The 22974-nt window shown below is 65.0% G+C and carries 15 protein-coding genes; 6 read left to right on the plus strand and 9 right to left on the minus strand.

The window, feature by feature from the left end:
* Positions 1–31 precede the first annotated feature (31 nt).
* The 8 genes from EEB11_RS12185 to tpa all read right to left on the minus strand — a co-directional run bounded on the left by EEB11_RS12185 (position 32) and on the right by tpa (position 11157).
* Positions 32–901 carry a dimethyl sulfoxide reductase anchor subunit family protein gene (locus tag EEB11_RS12185; protein ID WP_135431697.1) on the minus strand — a complete coding sequence of 290 codons (870 nt, stop codon included), beginning with the start codon at positions 899–901 and terminating at the stop codon, positions 32–34.
* Positions 902–1639 (minus strand): 4Fe-4S dicluster domain-containing protein, encoded by a 738-nt coding sequence (locus tag EEB11_RS12190; RefSeq protein ID WP_135431699.1) that lies wholly within the window; start codon positions 1637–1639, stop codon positions 902–904.
* Entirely contained in the window at positions 1636–4419 is a 2784-nt protein-coding gene (locus EEB11_RS12195; RefSeq protein WP_135431701.1) for a molybdopterin oxidoreductase family protein, read from the minus strand. The genes EEB11_RS12190 and EEB11_RS12195 overlap by 4 nt, the downstream gene beginning before the upstream one ends.
* Positions 4416–5513: an acetate/propionate family kinase gene (locus EEB11_RS12200; RefSeq protein ID WP_135431703.1), complete on the minus strand. Its 1098-nt coding sequence runs from the start codon at positions 5511–5513 to the stop codon at positions 4416–4418. Before EEB11_RS12200 ends, EEB11_RS12195 begins: the two co-directional genes overlap by 4 nt.
* The gene (locus EEB11_RS12205) at positions 5513–6253 is read right to left on the minus strand and encodes a sulfite exporter TauE/SafE family protein (protein ID WP_135431705.1); all 741 of its coding nucleotides are present in this window, start codon (positions 6251–6253) and stop codon (positions 5513–5515) included. Before EEB11_RS12205 ends, EEB11_RS12200 begins: the two co-directional genes overlap by 1 nt.
* A complete protein-coding gene (gene xsc / locus EEB11_RS12210) occupies positions 6250–8022 on the minus strand; it encodes a sulfoacetaldehyde acetyltransferase (RefSeq protein WP_135431707.1) in 1773 nt (590 codons plus the stop codon). The genes EEB11_RS12205 and xsc overlap by 4 nt, the downstream gene beginning before the upstream one ends.
* A 100-nt stretch (positions 8023–8122) precedes the next feature.
* Complete coding sequence (pdxR, locus tag EEB11_RS12215) at positions 8123–9586, minus strand: MocR-like pyridoxine biosynthesis transcription factor PdxR (protein ID WP_135431709.1); 1464 nt, start codon at positions 9584–9586, stop codon at positions 8123–8125.
* A gap of 194 nt (positions 9587–9780) precedes the next feature.
* On the minus strand, positions 9781–11157 hold the full coding sequence (gene tpa, locus EEB11_RS12220; protein WP_135431711.1) for a hypotaurine--pyruvate aminotransferase Tpa: 1377 nt from the start codon (positions 11155–11157) through the stop codon (positions 9781–9783).
* A gap of 302 nt (positions 11158–11459) precedes the next feature.
* Between tpa and EEB11_RS12225 the strand changes: the two genes are divergently transcribed.
* The 6 genes from EEB11_RS12225 to EEB11_RS12250 all read left to right on the plus strand — a co-directional run bounded on the left by EEB11_RS12225 (position 11460) and on the right by EEB11_RS12250 (position 21324).
* Positions 11460–12461: a taurine ABC transporter substrate-binding protein gene (locus EEB11_RS12225; RefSeq protein WP_135431713.1), complete on the plus strand. Its 1002-nt coding sequence runs from the start codon at positions 11460–11462 to the stop codon at positions 12459–12461.
* 51 nt (positions 12462–12512) lie between these two features.
* A complete protein-coding gene (locus EEB11_RS12230; protein WP_135431715.1) occupies positions 12513–13319 on the plus strand; it encodes a taurine ABC transporter ATP-binding protein in 807 nt (268 codons plus the stop codon).
* The gene (locus EEB11_RS12235; protein ID WP_135431717.1) at positions 13316–14566 is read left to right on the plus strand and encodes an ABC transporter permease; all 1251 of its coding nucleotides are present in this window, start codon (positions 13316–13318) and stop codon (positions 14564–14566) included. The genes EEB11_RS12230 and EEB11_RS12235 overlap by 4 nt, the downstream gene beginning before the upstream one ends.
* Before the next feature lie 417 nt (positions 14567–14983).
* Positions 14984–16348: an oligosaccharide flippase family protein gene (locus tag EEB11_RS12240; RefSeq protein WP_245298887.1), complete on the plus strand. Its 1365-nt coding sequence runs from the start codon at positions 14984–14986 to the stop codon at positions 16346–16348.
* On the plus strand, positions 16345–20265 hold the full coding sequence (locus EEB11_RS12245) for a non-ribosomal peptide synthetase (RefSeq protein ID WP_135431721.1): 3921 nt from the start codon (positions 16345–16347) through the stop codon (positions 20263–20265). Before EEB11_RS12240 ends, EEB11_RS12245 begins: the two co-directional genes overlap by 4 nt.
* A 30-nt stretch (positions 20266–20295) precedes the next feature.
* Positions 20296–21324 (plus strand): aldose epimerase family protein, encoded by a 1029-nt coding sequence (locus EEB11_RS12250; protein ID WP_210134418.1) that lies wholly within the window; start codon positions 20296–20298, stop codon positions 21322–21324.
* A gap of 180 nt (positions 21325–21504) precedes the next feature.
* Here the strand turns inward: EEB11_RS12250 and EEB11_RS12255 are convergent, their stop codons facing one another.
* A complete protein-coding gene (locus EEB11_RS12255) occupies positions 21505–22884 on the minus strand; it encodes a bifunctional enoyl-CoA hydratase/phosphate acetyltransferase (protein ID WP_135431725.1) in 1380 nt (459 codons plus the stop codon).
* Positions 22885–22974 lie beyond the last annotated feature (90 nt).

The following is a 22974-nucleotide window of genomic DNA, read 5'->3' on the forward strand; positions in this document are numbered from 1 at the left end:
TGGTCTACCCGCCGCCACCGCGCAAGGGCGCTTATCGTTTTCCGTAGTACAGGCCGACCACGTGCTCTGCTTGGGCAAAAAACAGCCAGCGTTGGGCAAATGCCCCCAGCAGATGCAGCGGCACCGCAACATAGGGCCCGTATCTGCCCGGCAAAAGCAGCATGGCCAGAAACGGCAAGACCACACTCAGAAAAAGCGCCAGCGCGCGCAGTTTTGGCACATGCCGGCGGCCAACCACAAAGATCATCTCGTGCAGCAGGTAGCTGCCAGCGGTATGGGCCGGTTCAAACACGCTCAGCTGACCCCGCCCTCCAAGCCCGGTCGCCGTGCCCAGCGTGCTGCCTGCGCGGGCAAATGCGCCATCCCCCACCCGCCAGTGCAGCGCCATCATCCCGCCAAGCACCAGCAGGGCCAGCAATGATGGCATCCGCAACCCAGCCAGCAGGCAGCCACCCGCAGCGCCAAAGGCCAAAAACAGCACCGGCACGGTCCAGTGATGCCAGCGCGGCACGGCACGGATCTGGGCATACAGCATGCCAGTGGCGGCAATGGTGACAACCGCCAGCCCCGCCCCTAGCCAGCCAAAGGTGCCCGGCAGACCTAGGTGCAGCCAATCCGACAGCGCGACAGGGGCCAACGCCAGCAGCGTCAGCACCGCCCCCCACGCCTCGCGGCTCAGCCAGCTGGACCGCCACTGCGTGAACGCCCGCCACGCCCGCTGCGGATTGCCAAGGTGAAAGGCCGACGCGGCAAGCCCGATACTGGCCAGCGCGTAGCCGACAAACCAGTGCCAGAACGCCGCGATGCCACTGTAGTCATGCACGGTGGCCAGCAGTGCCAGATAGCCAAAGCCCATGCCGGACAGAACGGTGAAGATGATGACAGAGGGTGCCGGATTCATTCAGATTTTCCCCAAAACCCGGTCCAGCCATCCGGCAAAGCCAGTCGCCTGAATGTCCAGCAAGGGTGCCAGCAGGCTGGCCTTATCAGGCCGGTCCTTCTTGCGCGGGGCCAGGTATTTGTTCACAGGCCGCGTGCCCTGTTCCGGCATCAGATCATAGCCCCCCCGCGCCGCCACCAGCTGGCTGACCGCGCTCTGCGGGTCGGCCAGATCGCCGAAATGCCGCGCGCCGGTCGGGCAGGTGCGTACGCAGGCGGGTTCGCGGTCTTCCTCCGGCAGGTTCTCGTTGTAGATCCGGTCGACGCAAAGCGTGCATTTCTTCATCACCCCGGCATCCGCATCCATTTCCCGCGCGCCGTAAGGGCAAGCCCAGGCGCACAAGCCGCAGCCGATGCAGGCGTCCTCATTCACCAGCACGATCCCATCCTCGACCCGCTTGTAACTGGCCCCCGTGGGGCAGACGGTAACACACGGAGCATCCGTGCAATGCAGGCAGGACCGCGGGAAGTTCACAATCATTGGGGCCGCGTCGGCAGGCTGCACCTGATAACTGTGCACCCGGTTGAGGAACGTGCCGGAAGGTGTTGAACCATAAGGGTTCTGGTCCGACAATGGCACACCATACCCTTGATCGTTCCAGCCCTTGCAGGCAGTCACGCAGGCCTGACAGCCGACACAGGTATCCAGATCGATCACCAGCCCAAGCGTACGCTCGGATCTTCCCGGCAGACAGGTCATCGCTTGCTCCCTTCCGGTACCACACGCGGTACCGCACCAAAGGCGGGCAGGCTTTCCCCCATCTGCGGCGGCTCTGCCCGCTCAATCCGCACCCTCAGATCGAACCACGCCGCCTGCCCGGTTACCGGGTCGGAATTCGAATAGCGCATGCCGTCCCCCTTTGCTGGCAAGAGTTCCGAGATCAGATGATTCAGCAGAAATCCCTGCTTGGCCTCTGTCGCCCCCTCACTCAACGCCCACGCCCCTTTGCGTTTGCCGATCGCATTCCATGTCCAGACGGTGTTTTCGTTCAGCGCCGCCATCTGCACCACCGGCACCGTGATCTGCCCGGTGGGCGAAGTCACCCGTGCCCAATCCCCCTCAGAAAACCCATGCTGCTGCCACAGCTTTGCCGGCACAAACAACGGGTTATGCCCCCGGATCTGCCGCAGCCAGGCATTCTGGCCGCCCCAGCTGTGATACATGTCCATCGGGCGTTGGGTCAGGGCATGGACGGTAAAGCCAAATGGTTCTGCCGCATCGCCAAAGGGTTCATACCACACCGGCAAAGGGTCCATCGCCAGCTTCAGGCGGTTCCGCAGATGATCCGGGGGCTGCACCGCGCCATGGCCTTCGGCGGCAAGCTGAAAGCGGCGCATCGGTTCGGACCAGATGTTGAACAGATAGGGCTGCGGCGTGTCAAACAGCCCGACCTGCACCGCCCAATCCTGATAGGCGCTGTTCCACGGCTTGAAAAACGCAGCCTCCGCCGGCACATGCGCCTGATAGAACCCGCCGTTTTCAATGTAGCGCGCCATCTGGTCAGGGTTGGCCGCACCCCGCCCTTCACCATCGCCACTGCCGCGAAAGCCCATCAGCGGGCCGACACCGGGGCGGCGGATGTGGTTCACGATGTAATCGGCGTAATCCTTGAACTTCGCCGTGCCATCGTCGTTCACCATCCCCGGCAGGCCCAGCCTTGCCCCCAGATCCAGCAGCACCGATTGGAACCCGCGCACATCGCGGTCGGGCTCCACCACCGGCCAGCGGATCGCATCGCCCGCCGCATCCGGCTCGCTCACGGGGCGGTCCAACATGCTGATGCAGTCGTGGCGTTCCAGATAGGTCGTATCGGGCAGGATCAGATCGGCATAGGCCACCATTTCCGACGCATAGGCATCGGAATAGATGATGCGCGGAATGGTATAACTGCCATCCGGCTCTTGCGCTGTCAGCATTTCCATCACCTGCGCGGTGTTCATCGAAGAATTCCACGCCATGTTCGCCATGTACAGGAACAGCGTATCTATCCGGTACGGATCGCCTGCATGTGCATTGGGGATGACCATATGCATCAGCCCATGGGCGGAAAACGGGTTTTCCCACGAGAACGCCTTGTCGATCCGCGCCGGGCTGCCGTCGGGCAGCAGCGCCAACTGGTCCGGCCCGCGCACATAGCCCAGATGCGGGCCCGACAGCGGCTTGCCGGGCACGGTCACGAAATGCGGGGTGGGATGTGCCTCCATCGGTTTCGGGTAGGGCGGCTTCATCCGCCAGCTGCCGGGGGTTTCCACCGCGCCCAGCAGGATCTGCAACAGATGCAGCGCGCGGGCGGTCTGGAACCCGTTGGAATGGGCCGAAATGCCGCGCATGGCGTGGAAACTGACCGGGCGGCCGATCATGGTGTCATGCGCATCGCCCCGGAAATCGACCCAAGGCTGTTTGATTTCAATGGCCTGATCAAAGGCCACGCTTGCGAGTTCCGCTGCCAGCTGCCTGATACGCAGCGCGGTCACGCCACAGCGCGCCGCAACCGCCTCGGGCGCATAGTCCGGCGACAAATAGCGTTCCGCCATGTGCTGAAACACCGTGCGATGGCCTTGCCACACCGCCCCCAGATCGGGCTGCACGCCTTTGGCCTCCCACGGGGCAGGCATGCCAGTGCGGCGGTCGATCACGAAAGGCTGCGCTTCGGCGTTGCGCACGAACAGGCCCTTCTCCGGGCCTGCCGCCTCATTGATCAGGTAAGCCGCGTTGGTGAAGCGCGCCAGATATTCCAGATCCACCTTGCCCGCCTCCAGCAGGCAATGGATCAGCGACAGGATCAGCAAGCCATCGGTGCCCGGCGTGATGCCGATCCAGTCATCGGCCACCGCGTTGTACCCGGTGCGGATCGGGTTGACCCCGATCACCCGCGCGCCGCGATCCTTCATCTGGCCGATGCCGATCTTGATCGGGTTGCTGTCATGGTCTTCGGCCACGCCGAACAGCACGAACAGCTTGCTGCGCTCCCAATCCGGCGCGCCAAACTCCCAGAACGCGCCGCCAAGGGTGTAGATCCCCGCCGCCGCCATGTTGACCGAACAGAACCCGCCATGCGCGGCATAGTTGGGCGTGCCGAAAGCCTGCGCCCACCAACCGGTGAAAGACTGCGACTGGTCGCGCCCGGTGAAGAACGCCAGCTTTTCCGGCGCGGTCTCGCGCAACGGGCGCATCCAGTCCACCGCCGTCTGCAGCGCCTCGTCCCAGCTGATCGGCTCGAACGCGCCCGACCCGCGTGGGCCAACCCGGCGCAGTGGCGTGCGCAAGCGGCTGGGCGCGGTGACCTGCATGATCCCGGCAGCCCCCTTGGCGCACAGCACGCCCTTGTTGATCGGGTGGTCGCGGTTGCCTTCGATATAAGTGACCTTGCCGCTGTTCAGATGCACATTGATGCCGCAGCGGCAGGCGCACATATAGCAGGTGGTTTTGCGAACCTCATCAGAGACATGGGGCGATGTGTTCAGACGCGGTTGGTTCATCGCAGCCCCTCCTCTTGCCGCATGACGGCCCCGGCTTCTAAGGCAATCTGGCGTTCTTCATCGGCGGGAACGGTCCAGATCGCGACGCCGGATGTCGCCGCATGCAGGGCCGGAGCCCCTCGCGCATTGGCCTCACCGTCCAGCACCGCCCCCAGAAAGGCAAGCTGGTTCACGATTTTGGAACGGATGATACCGTCATTCTCGCCAATCCCGCCGGTGAAGGTGATCGCATCCAGACCGCCAAGCGCGGCACACAGCGATGCCCCATGCCGCGCCGCCCAATAGCAGAAATGATCAATGGCAAACCTCGCCTCCGGCGTGCCGGCCGCGTGCAGGGCGCGCATGTCGTTGCTGCCACCCAGCGCTTTCAGCCCCGAGGCGCGGTTGAGCATTTCCCCGGCGCCATCAATCCCGTAGCGTGCAGCCAGATCCAGCACCACCGCTGGATCAAGCCCGCCGGGACGGGTTCCCATGGTCAGCCCATCCAGCGGCGAAAACCCCATGCTGGAGGCGACCGACCGACCGTCGGCAATAGCGCAAGCAGATGCGCCATTGCCCAAATGGAACGAAAGCATGCGTTTTGGCTGTGGTTTTTCCGTAAATTCTTGCACATTTCGAACAATTGCGGAGTATGACAACCCATGAAATCCGTACCGCCGCAGCCCCTTTTGCCGCTCGGCCAGCGGCAAAGCATAGGCTGTCGCCACCTCCGGATTGGTTGCATGGAATGCCGTGTCAAACGCCGCATATTGCGGCATCGCGGGCCACAGCCGCGCCACGGCGCGCATGCCTGCCAAGGCGGGCGGGTTGTGCAAAGGGGCGAGCCCTGCGCAAGCCGCAATCTCTGCATCTACCTCTGGCGTGATGCGGCAGGTCTGGGTCAGCCCTGCCCCGCCATGCACCACCCGGTGCGCGGCCGCCCGCAGCTCAGCCGCAGGCACCGCCAGCCGCTGCAGCCCCAGTGTCAGGGCCGCCGCGTGATCCGCCGGGCCGCCACTGCCGATCTGTTCCACCTGCGCCTGTGCGCAAAGCGTCATGCCGGCAAACACCGCCAGCTTGACTGAAGACGAGCCCGAATTGACCACCAGAAGCATCACATCACCGATTTCAAAAGCCCTGCCACCGACAGCCCCGTGAGCAGCAGGATGGCAAAGCGCCGGAAATCCTGCGGGCTGGTGCTGGCAAAGCGCCGCCCGCCAAGCCATAACCCGATCAGCATAAACGGCAAACCGAAGGCCGTCGCGATGAAACTGTCGCGGGTGATCTGACCAGCCTGCCACAGCACCGGCAACGACCATAAATCCAGCACGGTGAAATAGGCGATGACCGTCGCCCGAAACACCACCGGGGCCACCCCTTGCGCGGTGAAGAACACCGCCACCGGCAAGCCCCCCACCGCCATCCCATTGGCAAGGCCCGACACCGCCCCCACACCGACATGTGCGCCATCCCCTTGCCGCCCGATGCGCCAGCCCGCCAGCAGCAGCCCGCACATCATCAGCACGAACACCGACAGCACCGCCCGCCCCAGATCTGCACCGGCCCATTGCACCGCCGCCACGCCCAAAGGCACGCCCACCAGACAGCCCGCGAACAACCCCGCCACACGCCGCCAGTCGATATGCGCCCAGATCCCGCGCGCCTGCCCGGCGGTCATGAAGATATCGGCAAGGATCACCACCGGGACAAAGGGGAACGGGTCGGTCACCAAGGCGGCAAACAGCATCACCAAAGCGGCAAAGCCAAAGCCGGAATAGCCGCGCACATAGCCCGCCACGACCATGCCGGCGGCGACCAGCGCCGCCTCGGCCCCGGTCAGCCCAAAGGGGATCATGCGACCTGCGGCCGCATGTCATCCTTGGAAATCCCCGCCACCTCTACCGGCTTTTTCATCGCATCACGGCGGAACGGCTCGCCCAACTCTTGATTGATCATCGCTTCAATCAACGTGGTCTTGCCCACCTTCTGATCCGCCAAAGCCTGCGTCAGCGCGTCGCGCAATTCCTCCATCGTGCGCGCCTGCACACCTTGCAACCCGCAGGCCCGCGCGATCCCGGCGTAGGACACGCCTTCATCCAGTTCGGTGCCCACGAAGTTGTCCTCATACCACAGGGTCGAATTGCGCTTTTCCGCGCCCCATTGGTAATTGCGGAACACCACCATGGTCACCGCAGGCCATTCGGGCCGACCAATCGCGGTCAGTTCCGTCACCGCGATGCCAAAGGCCCCGTCGCCGGAAAAGCCGACCACCGGCACATCGGGACAGGCAATCTTGGCTCCAACGATGCTGGGCAGTCCATAACCGCAAGGCCCGAACAGCCCCGGTGCCAGATATTTCCGCCCTGATTCGAATGTGGGATAGGCGTTGCCGATCGCGCAGTTGTTGCCGATGTCGCTGGAGATGATCGCCTCGCGCGGCAGCGCAGACTGAATCGCGCGCCAGGCCATGCGCGGGCTCATCCAGTCAGGCTTGGCATCGCGGGCCCGCTGATTCCATGACGTTCCCGGATCATCCTCTTCATGATCCATCGACGACAGCGCCTGCGCCCACGCCGATTTCACCTGTGCGATTTTCGCTTTGCGTTCGATGCGCCCATGGTCACCGGCGGTGATGGCCAATTGCGCCAAAACCGCTTCGGCGACCTTTTTGGAATCGCCGACAATACCGACCGTTACCTGTTTCGTCAGCCCGATCCGATCCGGGTTGATGTCGACTTGGATGATCCTGGCCGCTTTCGGCCAATAGTCCAGCGCGTATCCCGGGATCGTTGAAAACGGGTTCAGCCGAGTACCCAAACAGAATACCACATCTGCCTCAGAAATCAACTCCATTGCGGCCTTGGACCCGTTGTAGCCCAACGGCCCGGCAAACAGAGGGTGCGACCCCGGGAAAGCATCGTTGTGCTGGTAGCCGACGCAGACCGGCGCATCCAGCCGTTCGGCCAGCGCCATACTGGCCGGAATGGCCCCACCCAGCACCACACCGGCCCCGTTCAGGATCACCGGAAACTTCGCCTCTGACAGCAGCGCCGCGGCCTGCGCAATTGCCGCTTCCCCCCCGGCGGGCCGCTCGAACTCCACCACTTCGGGCAGGTCGATATCAATCACCTGAGTCCAGAAATCGCGCGGCATGTTGATCTGCGCCGGGGCTGACTGGCGCTTGGCCTGCAGGATGCAGCGGTTCAGCACCTCGGCCACGCGGCTGGGGTCACGCACCTCTTCCTGATAGCAGACCATATCCTTGAACAGTGCCATCTGTTCGACTTCCTGAAAGCCGCCCATCCCGATGGTCTTGTTTGCGGCCTGTGGCGTTACCAGCAGCAGCGGCGTGTGGTTCCAGTAGGCGGTCTTCACGGCGGTGACGAAATTGGTGATCCCCGGCCCGTTCTGCGCGATCATCATGCTCATCTTGCCCGACGCACGGGTGTAGCCGTCGGCCATCATCCCGCCGCTGCCCTCATGCGCGCAATCCCAGAAAGTGATCCCGGCGCGCGGGAACAGGTCGGAAATCGGCATGAAAGCCGAGCCGATGATGCCGAAGGCATGTTCGATGCCATGGCGCTGCAGGGTTTTCACAAAGGCTTCTTCTGTGGTCATGCGCATCGGTCCGGCTCCTGCAGGGGGATCTTTGGGACAGTCTAGCGGGGCCGACATACCCGGCTTAGGGCCAGAGGGTCTGCGCCTTTAAGTCCAGACCGCGCACCTATCGCATCCGCCCCAAAGCCTGCGCAATCCGGGCAATGCCTTCGGGAATGCGGGATGGCGCAATGGACGAATAGGCCAGCCGGTAATGCTGGCGGCTGGCGCGGTCGGGGTGAAAAAACGCCCGGCCCGGTTCGATCAGCACGCCCTCGCCCCGCAGCTGCGCGGCCAGAACTTCGGTATCCACCCCGTCCGCCGCCCGCATCCAGATGCTGGACCCGCCAAAGCCGCCCTGCCCCACCATGTTCAACCCCTGGTCGGCCAAGGCGTCTTCCATCACCTGTCGGCGGCGGCGGAACGCCACCCGCATCCGGTTGATCAGCGCGTCGTAATGGCCATCAGCCAGAAAATACGCCACCGTCCGCTGGATATGCCCCGGCGGATGGCGCAGCACCATCGCCCGCAACGCCCGCGCCTCGGCGATGAAACTCGGCGAGGCCACCAGATACCCCAGCCGCAGGCCCGGAAAGATCGACTTGGAAAACGACCCGGCATAAACAACCCGGCCTTCCCGGTCCAAGGACTTCAACGCCGGGGCCACGGGTTTGAGGTAGGACATCTCGAATTCATAATCATCCTCTACAATCACGAAGCCCTGCCGCGTTGCCGCCTCCAGCAGCGCCACCCGCCGCGCGACCGGCATGGTGGCGTTGGTCGGGCATTGGTGCGAGGCGGTTGTGAACACCACATCCACGCCCGCAGGCACTCGCTCCGGCGGCAATCCGCCCTCATCCACATCCACGACCAGCACGTCCGTTCCCGACGGCCCCAGAATGGCGCGCAGGCCGGGATAGCCGGGGTTCTCCATCACCGCGCGCCTGCCCGGCCCCAACAAGACCTGCGCCGCGATCCAAAGCGCGTTCTGCGCGCCCATGGTCAGCAGCACCTCGTCCGCCCGCGCCGCAATTCCCCGACGTGGCAGGATGCTGCGCAAGACATGCTCGATCAACATCGGGTCATCGCGTTCATAATAGTCCGAGGTCAGCGCCGTGAAATCGCGCCGCCCCAACGCGCGCAAGGCGCAGGCCCGCCAGTTCTGATGATCAAACAGCGCCGGGTCGGCCTGACCGTAGATGAAGGGAAACGGATAGCGCTCCCAGTCCTCGGGCTTGGCCAGCCGCGCCAGCTTTGAGTACCGCGCCCCGGTCAGGGCGGCAAAATCCACCCCTTCATCCCGCGCTGGCGATGACGGAAACTCCGGCGCGCGGGGGGCTGTGTCCGACACAAAATACCCCGACCGCCCCCGCGCCGACAGGTAATCCGAAGACACCAGATCGGCGTAGGCAAGGGTCACCGTAATCCGGCTGACCCCCAGATGCAGCGCCAGCCCGCGCGACGACGGCATCTTGTCTCCGGGCCGCAACCGCCCCGCCAGCACGCCCTGCACCACCATGGACCGGATGCGGCTTTGCAGGGTGCCAGCCGTTCCGGGCGGGAGGAAAAACGCTTCGGCGGGAATGGGCATGATCTGGCCTTAATAACGGTAAGACCAGAAACGCCGTGCCCATCCAAAGGTCAAGCCCGCCCTCGTATTTGCTGCCTTCACAAACGCTTCCCACGCTGATCGCAGACCGGAGGCGGAGCGAAGGCGACAACGACATGAAAACAGTGTCCTCTGCCCTTCTTCAGGGCAGAGGAGTCAATTTTCTTGAAAACGCCTCAGCCGCACACCCGCGTCAGGGCCTGATCAATGGCATCGGTGATCTGATCAATGTCATCGGGGGTCGCGATCAGCGCGGGCGACAGGCACAGCGTGTTGTTCAGCCCCGGAACCGAGCGGTTGGTCGCCCCGATGATTACCCCCTGCGCCATACAATCGGCCACCACCGCCTGCACGCGCTTTTCATCCAGCGCCTCTTTGCTGCCCCGGTCCGCCACCAGCTCGGCCCCGCAGAACAGCCCCTTGCCGCGCACGTCACCGATCACCGCATGCTTGTCCATCAAAGCGCGCAGGTTGCCCATCAGCCGCGCGCCCATGGCGGTGGTGTTGTCCAGCAACCCCTCATCCTCGATGATCCGCATATTTTCCAGCGCCGCCGCAGGCCCCGCCGTACAGCCGCCAAAGGTGCTGATATCGCGGAAATAGCTCATCGTGTCGGTGGGGTCGTCCTTGAACAACTCGAACACCGCTTCTGTCGTCACCGTGCAGGAAATCGCGGCATAGCCAGAGGCGACACCCTTGGCCATCGTCACGAAATCGGGCTTGATGCCATAGTGCTGATAGCCGAACCACGTTCCCGTCCGGCCCACGCCGCACACCACCTCGTCGATGTGCAAAAGGATGTCATACTTGGCGCAGATCTCCTGCACCTTCTCCCAATACCCCGCCGGTGGCACGATGACCCCGCCCCCCGCCGTCACCGGTTCCAGCACCAGACAGCCCACCGTATCGGGGCCTTCGCGCAGGATCACCTCTTCGATCGCCTCGGCGGCGCGCAACCCGTAGTTTTCCACGTCCCATTGCTTGCGGTATTCCAGACAATGCGGAACCATCACAAAGCCATCGGGATAAGGCCCGTATTGCGCCGCCCGCTGCGCCTGCCCGGATGTCGCCAGCGTGCCGATGGTGGTGCCGTGGTAGTCCCGCTCACGGTACAGGATCTTCCACTTCCGCCCGCCATGGTGCTTGTGCGCGATCTGGCGCACCATCTTGTAGACCTTCTCGTTCGCCTCGGACCCGGAGTTTGAGTAATAAACCCGCGAAAGCCCCGGCATCTTTTCGATCAGCCTTTGGGCAAAGCGCGCGCCTGGCACCGACCCTGCGGCCCCGGCGAAATAGTTCATCTTGATCAGCTGATCGCGCACCGCATTGGCAATGCTCTCGCGGCCATAGCCGACGTTCACCGTCCAGACCCCGCCCGACACTGCATCCAGATGCTCTTTGCCGCGCGCATCCCAGACCCGCATGCCTTTGCCTTCGATGATCACGCGTGGATCAACGGTTTCATAGGGCTTGTGCTGGCTCAGATGGTGCCACACATGGGCGCGGTCCGCCTCGACCACCGCTGAGATATCATTGCTGCTGTAGCTGTCCATGGACCGTGCCTTTCTGTGACAATACCCGTGCCGGGCCGCGATGCGACCGGCCTTTGCCCAAGCATCCGCCTTTGCCGCAGGCAATCGTAGGGCCAGACGCATCACCCCGATAGCGCCAGTTACAGAATCGTTTTGCCCAAGGCCAAAGCAGGGCAAAGATCATGACAGCGATGACTTGGCTATGGTGGAAGCAGACCTTCCGTTTTCCTGAACACCGGTCAAGCCGCTGGACAGACACAAAGCCGCCCCGACCAATGAGGGCAAGACAACAAAAACTATAACCCAACATGGAGAAACCAAGGATGACATTCCGCAAGACACTGACAAGCGCCGCCGCGACAGTGACCCTGTTGGCAGGCACCACCAGCGCCATGGCGCTGGAAGAAGTGACGGTCGCCTATTTCATGGAATGGCCGATGCCGTTCCAATACGCCAAGGTGCAGGGCACCTATGATGCTGAAATGGGCGTCAAGGTGAACTGGGTCGCCTTTGATACCGGCACCGCCATGTCGGCCGCGATGGCGGCGGGCGATGTACATTTTTCGGTGAGCCAAGGCGTGCCGCCCTTCGTGGTCGCGGCCAGTGCAGGGCAGGATCTGCAGATCCTCGACGTGGCCGTGTCCTATGCCGACAATGACAATTGCGTCGTGCAGAATGTGCTGGAAATCGACAAGGACAACGCCGCTGATCTGGCGGGCAAAAAGGTGGCCCTGCCGCTTGGTACCGCCGCGCATTACGGCTTCCTCAAGCAGATGGACCATTTCGGCGTCGATCTGGCCAGCCTTGAGATCATCGACATGGCCCCGCCGGATGGAGCGGCCGCCTTTACCCAAGGCTCGGTTGACATGTTTTGCGGGTGGGGTGGCAGCCTGCGCCGCGCCAAAGAGTCGGGCAATGTCCTGCTGACCGGCGCGGAAAAGGAAGCACTTGGCATTCTGGTGTTTGACGTGACCTCGGCCCCCGCCGGTTTTGTCGCGGAAAACCCTGATCTGGTGGCAAAATTCCTGAAAGTGACCGCCGATGCCAACGCCATGTGGGCCGACAGCGCCAATCAGGCCACCATGCTGCCGGTGATCGCAGGCGATTCCGGCATGGATGAAGCCGGCACGTCCGAGACCATCGCCACCTTTGTCTTCCCCACTGTCGAAGACCAACTGTCCGAAAAATGGCTGGGCGGCGGCGCTCAGTCGTTCATGCAAGGCGTGGCCGAGGTCTTTGTCGGCGCAGGCTCGATCCCGGCGGCGCTGCCAAGCTATGACACCACGGTCAACACCGCACCGCTGGCCGCCGCAAACGGCATGTAAGCCCCTTTGGGCGGCCCCGATCGGGCCGCCCGTCACTTTCCCGGAGGGCCTATGTCCGGACTGATCATCGACAACATCTCGATGCGCTTTGACCTGCCGGGTGGCGCGGCGGTGCAGGCTTTGAAAAACGTCTCACTGCACCTGAAACAGGGTGAACTTCTGTCGGTGCTCGGGCCATCGGGGTGCGGCAAGACCACCCTCTTGAACATCCTTGCGGGCTTTCTGGCCCCGACCGAAGGCCAGATCGTGCTGGGCGGCAAGCGGGTGACCGGCCCCAGCCCCGAACGCGGCATGGTGTTCCAGCAAGGTGCGCTGTTCGAATGGATGAACGTGCGTCAGAACATCGACTTTGGCCCACGGATGAAGGGCATGGCCAAGCCCGAGCGTGACCGCATCACAGACCATCTGCTGGAAACGGTCGGCCTGCATGATTTCGGCGAAAAGGCGGTGTATGAACTGTCGGGAGGCATGCAGCAGCGTGTGGCGCTGGCCCGCTGCCTTGCCAATGATCCCGATGTGATCCTGATGGACGAACCCCTTGGCGCGCTGGACGCGCTGACGCGGGAAAAGATGCAAGGTCTTGTGCTGAAGCTGTGGAAGGAAACCGGCAAGACCGTGGTCCTGATCACCCATTCGGTTGAAGAGGCGCTGCTTCTGGGCGAACGCCTGCTGGTGATGGCCCCGCGACCGGGCCGGATATTCCGCGAATACAAACTGCCCTTTGCCGAGCGCGGGGTGCATACGGACCTGCGTGAGGTCAAGAAGTCTGACGGTTTTTCGGAAACGCGCGAGGAAATCCTGTCGATGATCTGGGGCATGGAAGAGGAAATCATGGGCAAGAAGGACAGCGCCGCATGATGGTTCTGGTGTTCTATGTGACAATCTTCGTGGTCTCGATGCTGGTCTGGGGCCGGATCAAACGCCACCGCAACCGGCATGACTTTACCTCGCTCAAAACCGTGACCTTCGGCGACGAGTCCGCCATCCAGCCCGACCGGGTGGCCAGCGTGATTTCGGTGCTGTCGGTATTCCTGATCTGGGGGGCATTCACCGGGTCCAGCATCGTGCCCCTGCATGTTCCGGGGCCTTTTTCCGGAGAGGCCGGGTTCACCTACACCGCCCGCGCGCCCGACGGCGCCGAGGCCGAGGCCGAGGTGCGGATAACGGTGCATGCGGCGGGCGAAACAGCGGTGGAGCCTCAGGTGCCGCAGGGCAGCGGCTTTGCCCAAGGGGATTCAGCGGTGGTGCAGGAATGGCGGTCGGTGCTTCTGCGCCCTGTCGAGAATGACGGTGAGGGCGCGGTAGTGGTGGCCGTCAACGGCCAGCCGATTGCGATAGATGACCGCGTCAACGTGACCGGCGGCACGGTCACGCTGACCCCGCGCGGATCGCTCAACTTTCAGGCGGCCAAGGGCATGCAGATGGAACCGATCTGGCTGCCCGCGCCCGAGGCGGTGGTGGCGCGCTTTGTGGAAATCGCGACCAACGGCTATCAGAACACCTCGCTCTGGGGGCATCTGGGCGCGTCGCTGGCGCGGGTGATGGCGGGGTTTGTGCTGGGGTCCATCGTGGGCATTCCGCTGGGCTATGCGATGGGGCTGTCGGGCTGGTTCCGCGGCTGGTTCGACCCGATCGTGGAGTTCATGCGACCGGTGCCGCCGCTGGCGCTGATTCCCTTGGTGATCATCTGGTTCGGGATCTGGGAGACCGGGAAGGTGGTGCTGCTGTTCCTTGCCGCCCTGTGGATCATGACCATCGCGGCGCGGTCTGGCGTCTCGGGCGTGAAGCTGTCCAAGATCCACGCGGCCTATTCCTTGGGGGCGAGCAAGGCGCAGATCCTGCGGCATGTGATCATCCCCAACAGCCTGCCCGATATCTTTACCGGGGCAAGGGTGGCGATGGGGGTGTGCTGGGGCACGGTGGTGGCGGCCGAACTGGTGGCGGCGCAGAAGGGCGCGGGGATGATGATCATCGCAGCCTCGAAATTCCAACTGACCGACATCGTGGTGATGGGGATCATCCTGATCGGAATCATCGGCTATGGCATCGACATTCTGATGCGGATGGCCGAGAAAAAACTGGTGCCGTGGAAGGGCCGGGGATGAGACTTCCGCCTGAGTTACAAGGGTGCAGGTCGCTTGATTTCAGGGGGTTGGCTTTTAGGATGTAGTGGGCTGCCAGGAAAGAGGGGGGTTCTGCCACCGCGCTTCGCGGCCCCCCCTATATTTGGGAACAGGTGATGGGGCAAAGGACAGTGCGCACCGTGACGCCGGTTTGAAGCCTAAAAAGCCGAAGGGCTTGCGGGCCGTCCATTGCGCAGCACCGGTTGGGCAATCAGGCCAATGGATCGGTTAAGGCAAGGCAAAGCCTTGCGGGGGCATATGTGGCAAAACACCGTTGCCAAATCGGGGGCTTGAAGCGGAGCACTGCTTTAGGGCAAGGTTAACGAAATCGAGCGTGGTTGCCGGGGGGCGGGCCGCCACCAGACATTTCGCAAGGTTTGCACTGTGATGAGCCCGGTCATGACACGGTTCCGCGGCGACGGGCTGTCGGCGCGCGCGATGCGCAGCTCGGCCTGGACCGCCTTGGGCTATGGCGGCAGTCAGGCGCTGCGGCTGGCGTCGAACCTGATCCTGACGCGGCTGCTGTTTCCCGAAGCCTTTGGCCTGATGGCGCTGGTGTCGGTGTTCATTGTCGGGCTGACGATGTTTTCCGACATGGGCACCCATCCGGCAATTCTGCAGCACCGGCGTGGCGATGATCCGGCGTTTCTGAACACCGCCTATACCATACAGGTCGTGCGGGGGGCGGTTTTGTGGCTGGCCTCGGCGGCCATAGCTTACCCCGCCGCGCTGTTCTACGGCCAGCCGCAGTTGGCACTTATCCTGCCGGTGGCCGGGTTTTCGCTGCTGCTGCAAGGGCTGGAGCCGACGCGGGTGGACACTGCGGCGCGGCATCTGCGGCTGGGGCGGCTGACGGCGCTGGATCTGATCTCGCAAGCCGTGGGGCTGGTGTTCATGGTGACGCTGGCCTGGGCCACGCAATCGGTCTGGGCGCTGGTGGCGGGGTGGATCGTGTCATCGGGCACGCGGCTGGCGCTGGTGCGCTTTGCCTTGCCCGGCCCGAAAAGCCGGCTGGCCTGGGAGCCTGCGGCGGCGCGCGATCTGCTGCATTTCGGGTTCTGGCTGTTCCTGTCCACCGCCTGCGGCTTTCTGGTGGCGCAGGGCGACAAGGCGATTCTGGGCAAATACCTGACGCTGGAGCAGCTGGGGCTGTATAACATCGGGTTTTTTCTGGCGTCATTTCCGATGCTTCTGGGCCAGACGATTGGCGGGCGCATCCTGATTCCGTTGTACCGCGAACGGCCGCCCGGGGCGTCGGCTGCGAATTTCGCGCGGTTGCGGCAGCTGCGTTTTGGGCTGACATCGCTGACAATGGGGATGCTGACAGCGATGGCGTTTGGCGGCGAGTGGATCGTGGATCTGCTTTACGACCCGCGCTATGCGGCGGCAGGGGCCATTCTGGTGCTGATCGCCGTGGTGCAGATACCGTCGGTGATCGGGATGACCTATGATCAGGCGGCGCTGGCGGCGGGGGACAGCCGGAATTATTTCCTGCTGACGGCGGCGCGGGCGTTGTTTCTGGTCTGCGGGCTGATCATCGGCGCCGAATGGCTGGGGCTGGTGGGCGCGCTGGTGGGGCAGGCACTGGCGGCGATTGCGGTCTATCCGCTGCTGATCTGGCTGGCGCGTCGGCACGGGGCCTGGGACGCGGCGCATGACCTGACCTTTCTGCTGCTGGGCGGGCTGATTGCGGCGGGGGCCATCGGGATGGACCATGTGGCGATTTCCGAACTGCTGACCCTGTTCCGGGGGGGCGTGGAATGACACGGCCGCTCTCGCCCGCAGCGGCACAGTTGGAACATGCGCTGACCCCGCTGCAGCTGGGTATGGTGTATGAAAGCGTGCTGGCGGGGCGGCCTTGGGTCAATCTGGAACAGATCGTCGTGCACCTGGACGACGAGGTGGTGGAGGCCGGGGCCCTGCGCGCGGCCTGGGCACAGGTGGCGGCCCGGCACGAGGCGCTGCGGCTGTCGTTTCTGTGGCGCAGACGGGTGGTGCCGGTGCAGGTGCTGCGCGACAGGATCGAGGTGGCGCTGACGGTTGAGGACTGGTCTGCCCTGCCTGCACGGCGCAAGGCGGGTATGCTGGACCAATTTCTGGAGGCCGACCGCGAAGCGGGCGTCGATCTGGAGGCGGCTCCGGCCTGGAGGGTGCTGCTGGCGCAACTGGGGCCCCGGCAGGCGGTGATGGTCTGGACCGTGCATCACGCCATGATCGACGGGCGCAGCATGGCCATCGTGCTGGACGAGGTGTTTGCCGCGCTGAAGGGCCGCGCCCTGCCCCCTGCCCCAACGGTGGGGTTTCTGGGCTATGCCAAGGGCCTTGCCGCGCAGGACACCGCCGCGGCGCAGGCGTTCTTTGGCAGCTATCTGGATGGGTTTGATCATCCAAACCCGCTGACCGAAGATGTTTGCGACAGCGGCACGGCGCGCAAGCGCGTGCTGGAGCGGCGGCTGGAAACGGATCTGACCACGGCGCTGACCGCACGGGCCGGGGCGGCAGGGGCCACGCTGGCCACGGTGGTTCACGCCGCCTGGGGCATGGTGGTGGCGCGTTGGACCGGGCAGTGCACGGCGGTGTTCGGGGCCACACGGTCGGGCCGGCAGATCGTGCCGGGCACCGAGCGTTCGGTGGGCTGCCTGATCAACACCCTGCCGGTGAAGGTACAGATCAGCCCGCCGCGTGCGACGGATGGCTTTCTGGCAGGGTTGCGCCAGGACGCCCTTGCACTGCGCGGGCACGCGCATGCGGCGCTGACCGACATCCGCCACTGGTGCGGCGTGCCCGGCACGGAGCAGCTGTTCGAGTCGATGGTGATGTTTGAACGCGCCACACTGAACGAAACCATGCGGCGGCTGGGGCCGGACTGGGCCCATCGGCGGGTGGAGCTGCGCGAGGAAGGGGCCCTGCCCCTGACGCTGTCGGCCTACGGAGATGCCGGGTTGCTGCTGATGCTGGAACATGACCCGGCGGTGGTGCCGGACAGCAAGGCGCAGGCCATGCTGGACCACATGGCGCGGCTGCTGGAGGCGTTTGCTGCAGCGGGGCCTGCGACGCCGCTGGCCGATTTGCAGATGCTGCCACCCGCAGAACAGGCGGCGCTGATGGCACTGGCGCAGCCCGACCGGGCGCTGGCCCCGGCTGACCCTTGCGTCGCCCTGCGCTTTGCCGACATGGCGCGACAGCGCCATTGTGCCTCGGCCCTGCGGATGGTGGGACAGCATGACATTATGGATTATCTGACGCTCAACGCCCGGGCGGAAGATCTGGCCGGGCGGCTGGCGCAGGCCGGGGCCGGACCGGGGCAGATCGTGGCGATCTGCCTGCCGCGCGGGCCTGAGTTCATCATTGCCATGCTGGCGGTGCTGCGGGCGGGGGCGGCCTTTCTGCCGCTGGACCCGGCCTATCCAGAAGCCCTGATCGCCCATATGCTGCACGACAGCGGTGCGCGCCTGATGATCGCGCGTCCCGAGGCGGTCTTTGCCGGTGTGCGGGTGCTGTCGCCAGATGCGCCGGAGGTGCGCGCGCCGGTGCCAGATTTCCTGCCGCCCGACCCCGACCGGCTGGCCTATGTCATTTATACCTCGGGCTCGACCGGCGTGCCCAAAGGGGTAAAGGTGCCGATGCGGGCGCTGTCGGCCCATGCAAGCGCCATGATCGCCGCTTTCGGCCTGACCCAGTCGGACAGGGTGCTGCAGTTTGCCAGCCTGTCCTTTGATGTGTCGATCGAGGAAATCATCCCCACCCTGCTGGCAGGGGCCAAGCTGGTCCTGCGCACAGATGCCATGGCCGGGTCGGTCGGGGTGTTTCTGGAAGAGGTGGCGCGGTGTGACATCACCGTACTGAACCTGCCGACCGCGTTCTGGCATGTGCTGGTGGACGAAATGGCCCGCGACGGGTTGCAGCTGCCGCCAACGGTGCGGCTGGTGATCGTGGGGGGCGAGCAAATCAGCCCGCGCGCGCTGGCGACCTGGCAGCGGATCACACGCGGGGCGCGCTGGATGAACGGCTATGGCCCGACCGAGGCCACCATCACCTGCACCCTGCACGAACCCGGACCGGCAACGGCGGGCGAGGATATTCCCATCGGCCGCCCGACAGCGCATGCCCGCGCCTATGTGCTGGCCCCGGACGGATCACCGGCGCCGCGCGGCGCACAGGGCGAGCTGTGGATCGGTGGGCCAGCGGTCAGCGATGGCTATATCGGCCATGCGGCCCAGACCGCCGAGGCGTTTGGGCCGGACCGCTTTCTGGGGGCCGGGCGAATCTACCGCACCGGAGATATGGCGCGCTGGCGACCCGATGGGGCGCTGGCCTTTCTGGGGCGGCGCGACCGGCAGGTCAAGCTGCGCGGCTTTCGCATCGACCTGCGCCATGTGGAGCGTGCGCTGGAGGTGGAGGACAGCGTGGGCCGGGCGCTGGCGCATGTGCTGGGGGCAGGCACGCCAGCGGCGCGGCTGGTGGTCTGGGTGGCGGGAGCAGACGGCCAGCCCCTGCCCGATCCAGTGGCACTGCGGGCCGCGGTGGCCAAGCGGCTGCCGCCGCATATGGTGCCCGCGATTGTGCCGGTTGCGCATTTTCCGCGGACGCCGGGCGGCAAGATCGACATCAGCGCGCTGCCGGTGCCAGCGGTGGCGCTGACCGCCGATGCCATGCCGAGCGACGATCCGGTGACGCGACAGATTGCCGAGCTGATGGCGCAGACCCTTGGGCTGGAGGCTGTGGGGCCGGAGGATGATTTTCACGATCTGGGTGGGCATTCCCTGCTGGCGGTGCAGCTGATTGGCCGGATCGAGGCGGCACTGGGCCATCGGCTTGGCGTGGCCGATCTGCACCGCCGCCCGACGCCGCGCGCGCTTGCCCTTGCGCTGGCAGCGGCGCGGTCGGGGCCTCGCTATCTGATCCCGATCCAGCCCGAGGGCAGCCAGCCTCCGCTGTTCGGCGTGCATGTTCTGGGCCGGAATGAGGAACACTTCCGCCCGCTGGCCGAGGCTTTGGGGCCGGATCAGCCGGTGTTCGGGCTGACGGTGGGGTTGCTGGCGCAAGATACACCGATTGGTGTGCAGGAAACCGCGCGCGCCTATGCCGATGAAATCATGAACACATTCCCCCACGGGCCGATCAGTCTGGCGGCGGTGTCGCTTGCCAGCTATGTCGCCTATGAACTGGCACAGCAGCTGACCCGCGCCGGGCGCGAGGTGCGGGTGATCGCGATGTTCGACAGCGCCGGTCCCGGCGGGCGGACACGGCTTTCGGGCCGGGCGCGGGCGGGTGTGCATCTGCGCCAGTTGCTGCTGCGCGGGCCGTCGCATCTGGCGGGGATTGTGGCAAACCGCTGGGCGGATGTGGCTTACCGGGTCAAGAAGCTGCGACTACGGTTGCAGCAACACGGCGAGGCCGCGCCGATGTCGGTGGACCGCTTCATGGTGGCGGCGGAACTGGCGGTGCAGGATTATGAGGTCACCCCGATCACCCGCCCGCTGACGATTTTCCGGGCCGAGGCGAACATCTTCGACAGCCCCGAAAGCGCGCAGGACGGCCTTGGCTGGGCACCGGTCGCGGCATCGGGCTTTGAAGTGATTGACGTGCCCGGCGATCACCTGTCAATCCTGCAGCCGCCGAATGTGGCGGTGCTGGCGCATCACCTGTCACGGCTGATGGCGGATCTGCCAGAGGCATGAGCGGATGGACCTTGGGGGAATGGGATGACGATGGAACCTTTCGGACAGGTGGACGGGGTCGAGGTCGGGGCGGTTGTGCTGGGCCGTGCGGGCGGCGTGCAGGCACGGGTGACGCCTTACGGCGCGCGGCTGACAGAGCTGTGGGTGCCGGACCGCGCCGGAGTCTGCGCCGACATTGTGCTGGGGCACGCGGATGCGGCGGGCTATGTCGCGACCAAGGCCTATCTGGGCGCGACCTGCGGGCGCTATGCCAACCGGATTGCGGGCGGCAGCTTTGTGCTGGACGGGCGCGCGGTGCAGCTGGACCAGAACGAGGGGGCCAAGCATCTGCACGGCGGGCGCGCGGGGTTTGACCGCATGATCTGGGAGCTTGCGGATCTGTCCGACCGCGCGGTCACGCTGACCGCCGAGTCGCCGGATGGCGACATGGGCTATCCGGGGCGGCTGTCGATGCAGGTGCGCTACTGGCTGGACGACGCCGACCGGCTGTGGATCGCGATGGAGGCGCAGACCGACGCGCCCACGGTGGTGAACATGGTGAACCACAGCTATTTCAACATGGCCGGGTCGGGGTCGGTCATGGGGCAGGACTTGCGGCTGGGGGCCACGCATTACACGCCGGTGGACGCCGATCTGATCCCCACCGGCGAGGTGCGGGCGGTGGCTGGCACTGCGTTTGATTTCAATGCGTTGCGCAAGATCGGGGCGAAGCTGCCGTCGGATATGGGGTTTGACCACAACTGGTGTCTGACCGGTCCGCTGGAGCCGAAATGGGGCGAGGCTTTGCGGTTTTGCGCCGAGGCGGTGGACGCAGAGTCTGGCCGGCGGATGGAGGTCTGGACGACGGAACCGGGCGTGCAGTTCTACACCGGGGCATTTCTGGCAGGCGGGTTGCCGGGCAAGGACGGTGCGCCAATTGCGCCGTTTACCGGGTTCACGCTGGAGACCCAGCGCTTTCCCGACAGCCCGAACCGGCCGCAGTTCCCCTCGGCCCGGCTGGAGCCGGGGCAGCGCTATCGGCATCTGATGGCGTTTGATTTTACCCCTGCGGCGGGGTGAAGCGGCGGGGCGGCGGGGTGAACCCCGCCCTACCCCGGAGTGGCCGCACCCGGTTGCAGCGGCGTATGTTTCGCGGCTGGCGCGGGTATGGTTTGCGTATGGCAAACGTCATGACGTTGCTGCGCAGGTCACAAGCGGGCATTCCGCGCCACGGGCTGGCCAAGGCGGGGTGAACCCCGCCTACGCCTTGCCCGCAAAATGGTGCAGCGCCGCCACCGCGCAGGAGGCGAGCCGCGCCATGGGACTGTCCGACCGGGAGTTCAGGATGACGGGCACGCGCGCCCCGAGCACCAGCCCGGCACCTTCGGCATGGCTGATATAGGCCAGCTGTTTGGCCAGCATGTTGCCCGCATCGATCCCGGGCACCACGAGAATGTTGGCGCGGCCCGCCACCCCGCCGGTCAGCCCCTTGGTGCGGGCGGCGGCCATGTCCACCGCATTGTCCATGGCCAGCGGGCCTTCGACCTGCCCGCCCTTGATCTGGCCGCGTTCGGCCATTTTGGACAGCAGCGCTGCGTCGATCGACGACTGGATCGCGGGGTTGATGGTTTCCACCGCCGACAGCACGCCGACACGCGGGTCGATGCCCAGGGACAGGGCAAGGGTGATGGCGTTCTGGATGATGTCGACCTTGGTCATCAGGTCGGGCGCGATGTTGATGGCGGCGTCGGTGACCATCACCGGCTCTGGCAGGCCGGGCACGTCCATCAGGAAGACGTGGGTGAATTTGCGGCCCATGCGCAGGCCATGATCGCGGTCGACCATGGGGCGCAAAAGGTCATCGGTGTGCAGATGGCCTTTCATCACCGCCAAAGCGCGGCCTTCGTGCACCAGTTGGCAGGCCATGGCGGCTGCGGCGACATCGTCGCCGGGGACGTCAATGATCTCTACCCCGGTCAGGTCGGCGCCGATGGCGCGGGCGGCGGCCTGGATGGCCTCGGCATGGCCGATCAGGATCGGTGAGATGATGCCCTGCGTGGCGGCCAGCATCGCGCCACCAAGGGAATTGTCATCATCGGGGCAGACCACGGCGGTGGGCAGCGCGGGCAAGGGCCTTGCGCGGTCGATCAGCGCTTCGAAATGGCGGTGGCGCTGCACGATCAGGCCGGGGATGTGCTGGTTGTCGCGGTCGAACCGGATCTGCGGGGCCAGCACGGTGGCCTCTCCGGTCAGGATCAGGGCGGCGTCGGCCGGGCGGGTCACTTCGGTTTTGAGGCGGACGGTGCCACCTTCCATCTTTTCCAGCACGGTGACCTGACACAGCAGCTCATCCCCGGCATGGGCGATGGCGTGAAAGGTCAGGGTCTGGTGCTGCAACCGTGTGCCCGGACCCGGCAGGTGGGTGCCCAGCACGGCGGAAACCAGCGAGGCAATGAACATACCCGCCGCCATCTGTTCGGGCTTGCCGTCGCCATCCAGATCGCCGTTGGGCAGGTTCATCGGGTTGAAATTGCCCGAAGACGCCGCAAAGACATACAGATCATCCGGCGTGATCAGACGGCGCAGTTGCGCCGTGTCACCGGGGGAAAGCTCGTCGAAGGTGCGGTTGACCAGACGCATGGGGGGCACTCCTTGCCGAGACTATAGGGCGCTTGCGTGACAGTCCTTGCAGCCTTGGGCAAGAAAAAAGGCCCCCCGCAGGCGGATGCC

The sequence above is a fragment of the Pseudotabrizicola sediminis genome, from assembly GCF_004745575.1.
Classification (GTDB): domain Bacteria; phylum Pseudomonadota; class Alphaproteobacteria; order Rhodobacterales; family Rhodobacteraceae; genus Pseudotabrizicola; species Pseudotabrizicola sediminis.

Coding starts and splice junctions, on each gene's coding strand:
- EEB11_RS12185 (WP_135431697.1), bottom strand. CDS start 901: ATGAATCCGGCACCCTCTGTCATCATCTTCACCGTTCTGTCCGGCATG.
- EEB11_RS12190 (WP_135431699.1), bottom strand. CDS start 1,639: ATGACCTGTCTGCCGGGAAGATCCGAGCGTACGCTTGGGCTGGTGATC.
- EEB11_RS12195 (WP_135431701.1), bottom strand. CDS start 4,419: ATGAACCAACCGCGTCTGAACACATCGCCCCATGTCTCTGATGAGGTT.
- EEB11_RS12200 (WP_135431703.1), bottom strand. CDS start 5,513: ATGCTTCTGGTGGTCAATTCGGGCTCGTCTTCAGTCAAGCTGGCGGTG.
- EEB11_RS12205 (WP_135431705.1), bottom strand. CDS start 6,253: ATGATCCCCTTTGGGCTGACCGGGGCCGAGGCGGCGCTGGTCGCCGCC.
- xsc (WP_135431707.1), bottom strand. CDS start 8,022: ATGCGCATGACCACAGAAGAAGCCTTTGTGAAAACCCTGCAGCGCCAT.
- pdxR (WP_135431709.1), bottom strand. CDS start 9,586: ATGCCCATTCCCGCCGAAGCGTTTTTCCTCCCGCCCGGAACGGCTGGC.
- tpa (WP_135431711.1), bottom strand. CDS start 11,157: ATGGACAGCTACAGCAGCAATGATATCTCAGCGGTGGTCGAGGCGGAC.
- EEB11_RS12225 (WP_135431713.1), top strand. CDS start 11,460: ATGACATTCCGCAAGACACTGACAAGCGCCGCCGCGACAGTGACCCTG.
- EEB11_RS12230 (WP_135431715.1), top strand. CDS start 12,513: ATGTCCGGACTGATCATCGACAACATCTCGATGCGCTTTGACCTGCCG.
- EEB11_RS12235 (WP_135431717.1), top strand. CDS start 13,316: ATGATGGTTCTGGTGTTCTATGTGACAATCTTCGTGGTCTCGATGCTG.
- EEB11_RS12240 (WP_245298887.1), top strand. CDS start 14,984: ATGACACGGTTCCGCGGCGACGGGCTGTCGGCGCGCGCGATGCGCAGC.
- EEB11_RS12245 (WP_135431721.1), top strand. CDS start 16,345: ATGACACGGCCGCTCTCGCCCGCAGCGGCACAGTTGGAACATGCGCTG.
- EEB11_RS12250 (WP_210134418.1), top strand. CDS start 20,296: ATGGAACCTTTCGGACAGGTGGACGGGGTCGAGGTCGGGGCGGTTGTG.
- EEB11_RS12255 (WP_135431725.1), bottom strand. CDS start 22,884: ATGCGTCTGGTCAACCGCACCTTCGACGAGCTTTCCCCCGGTGACACG.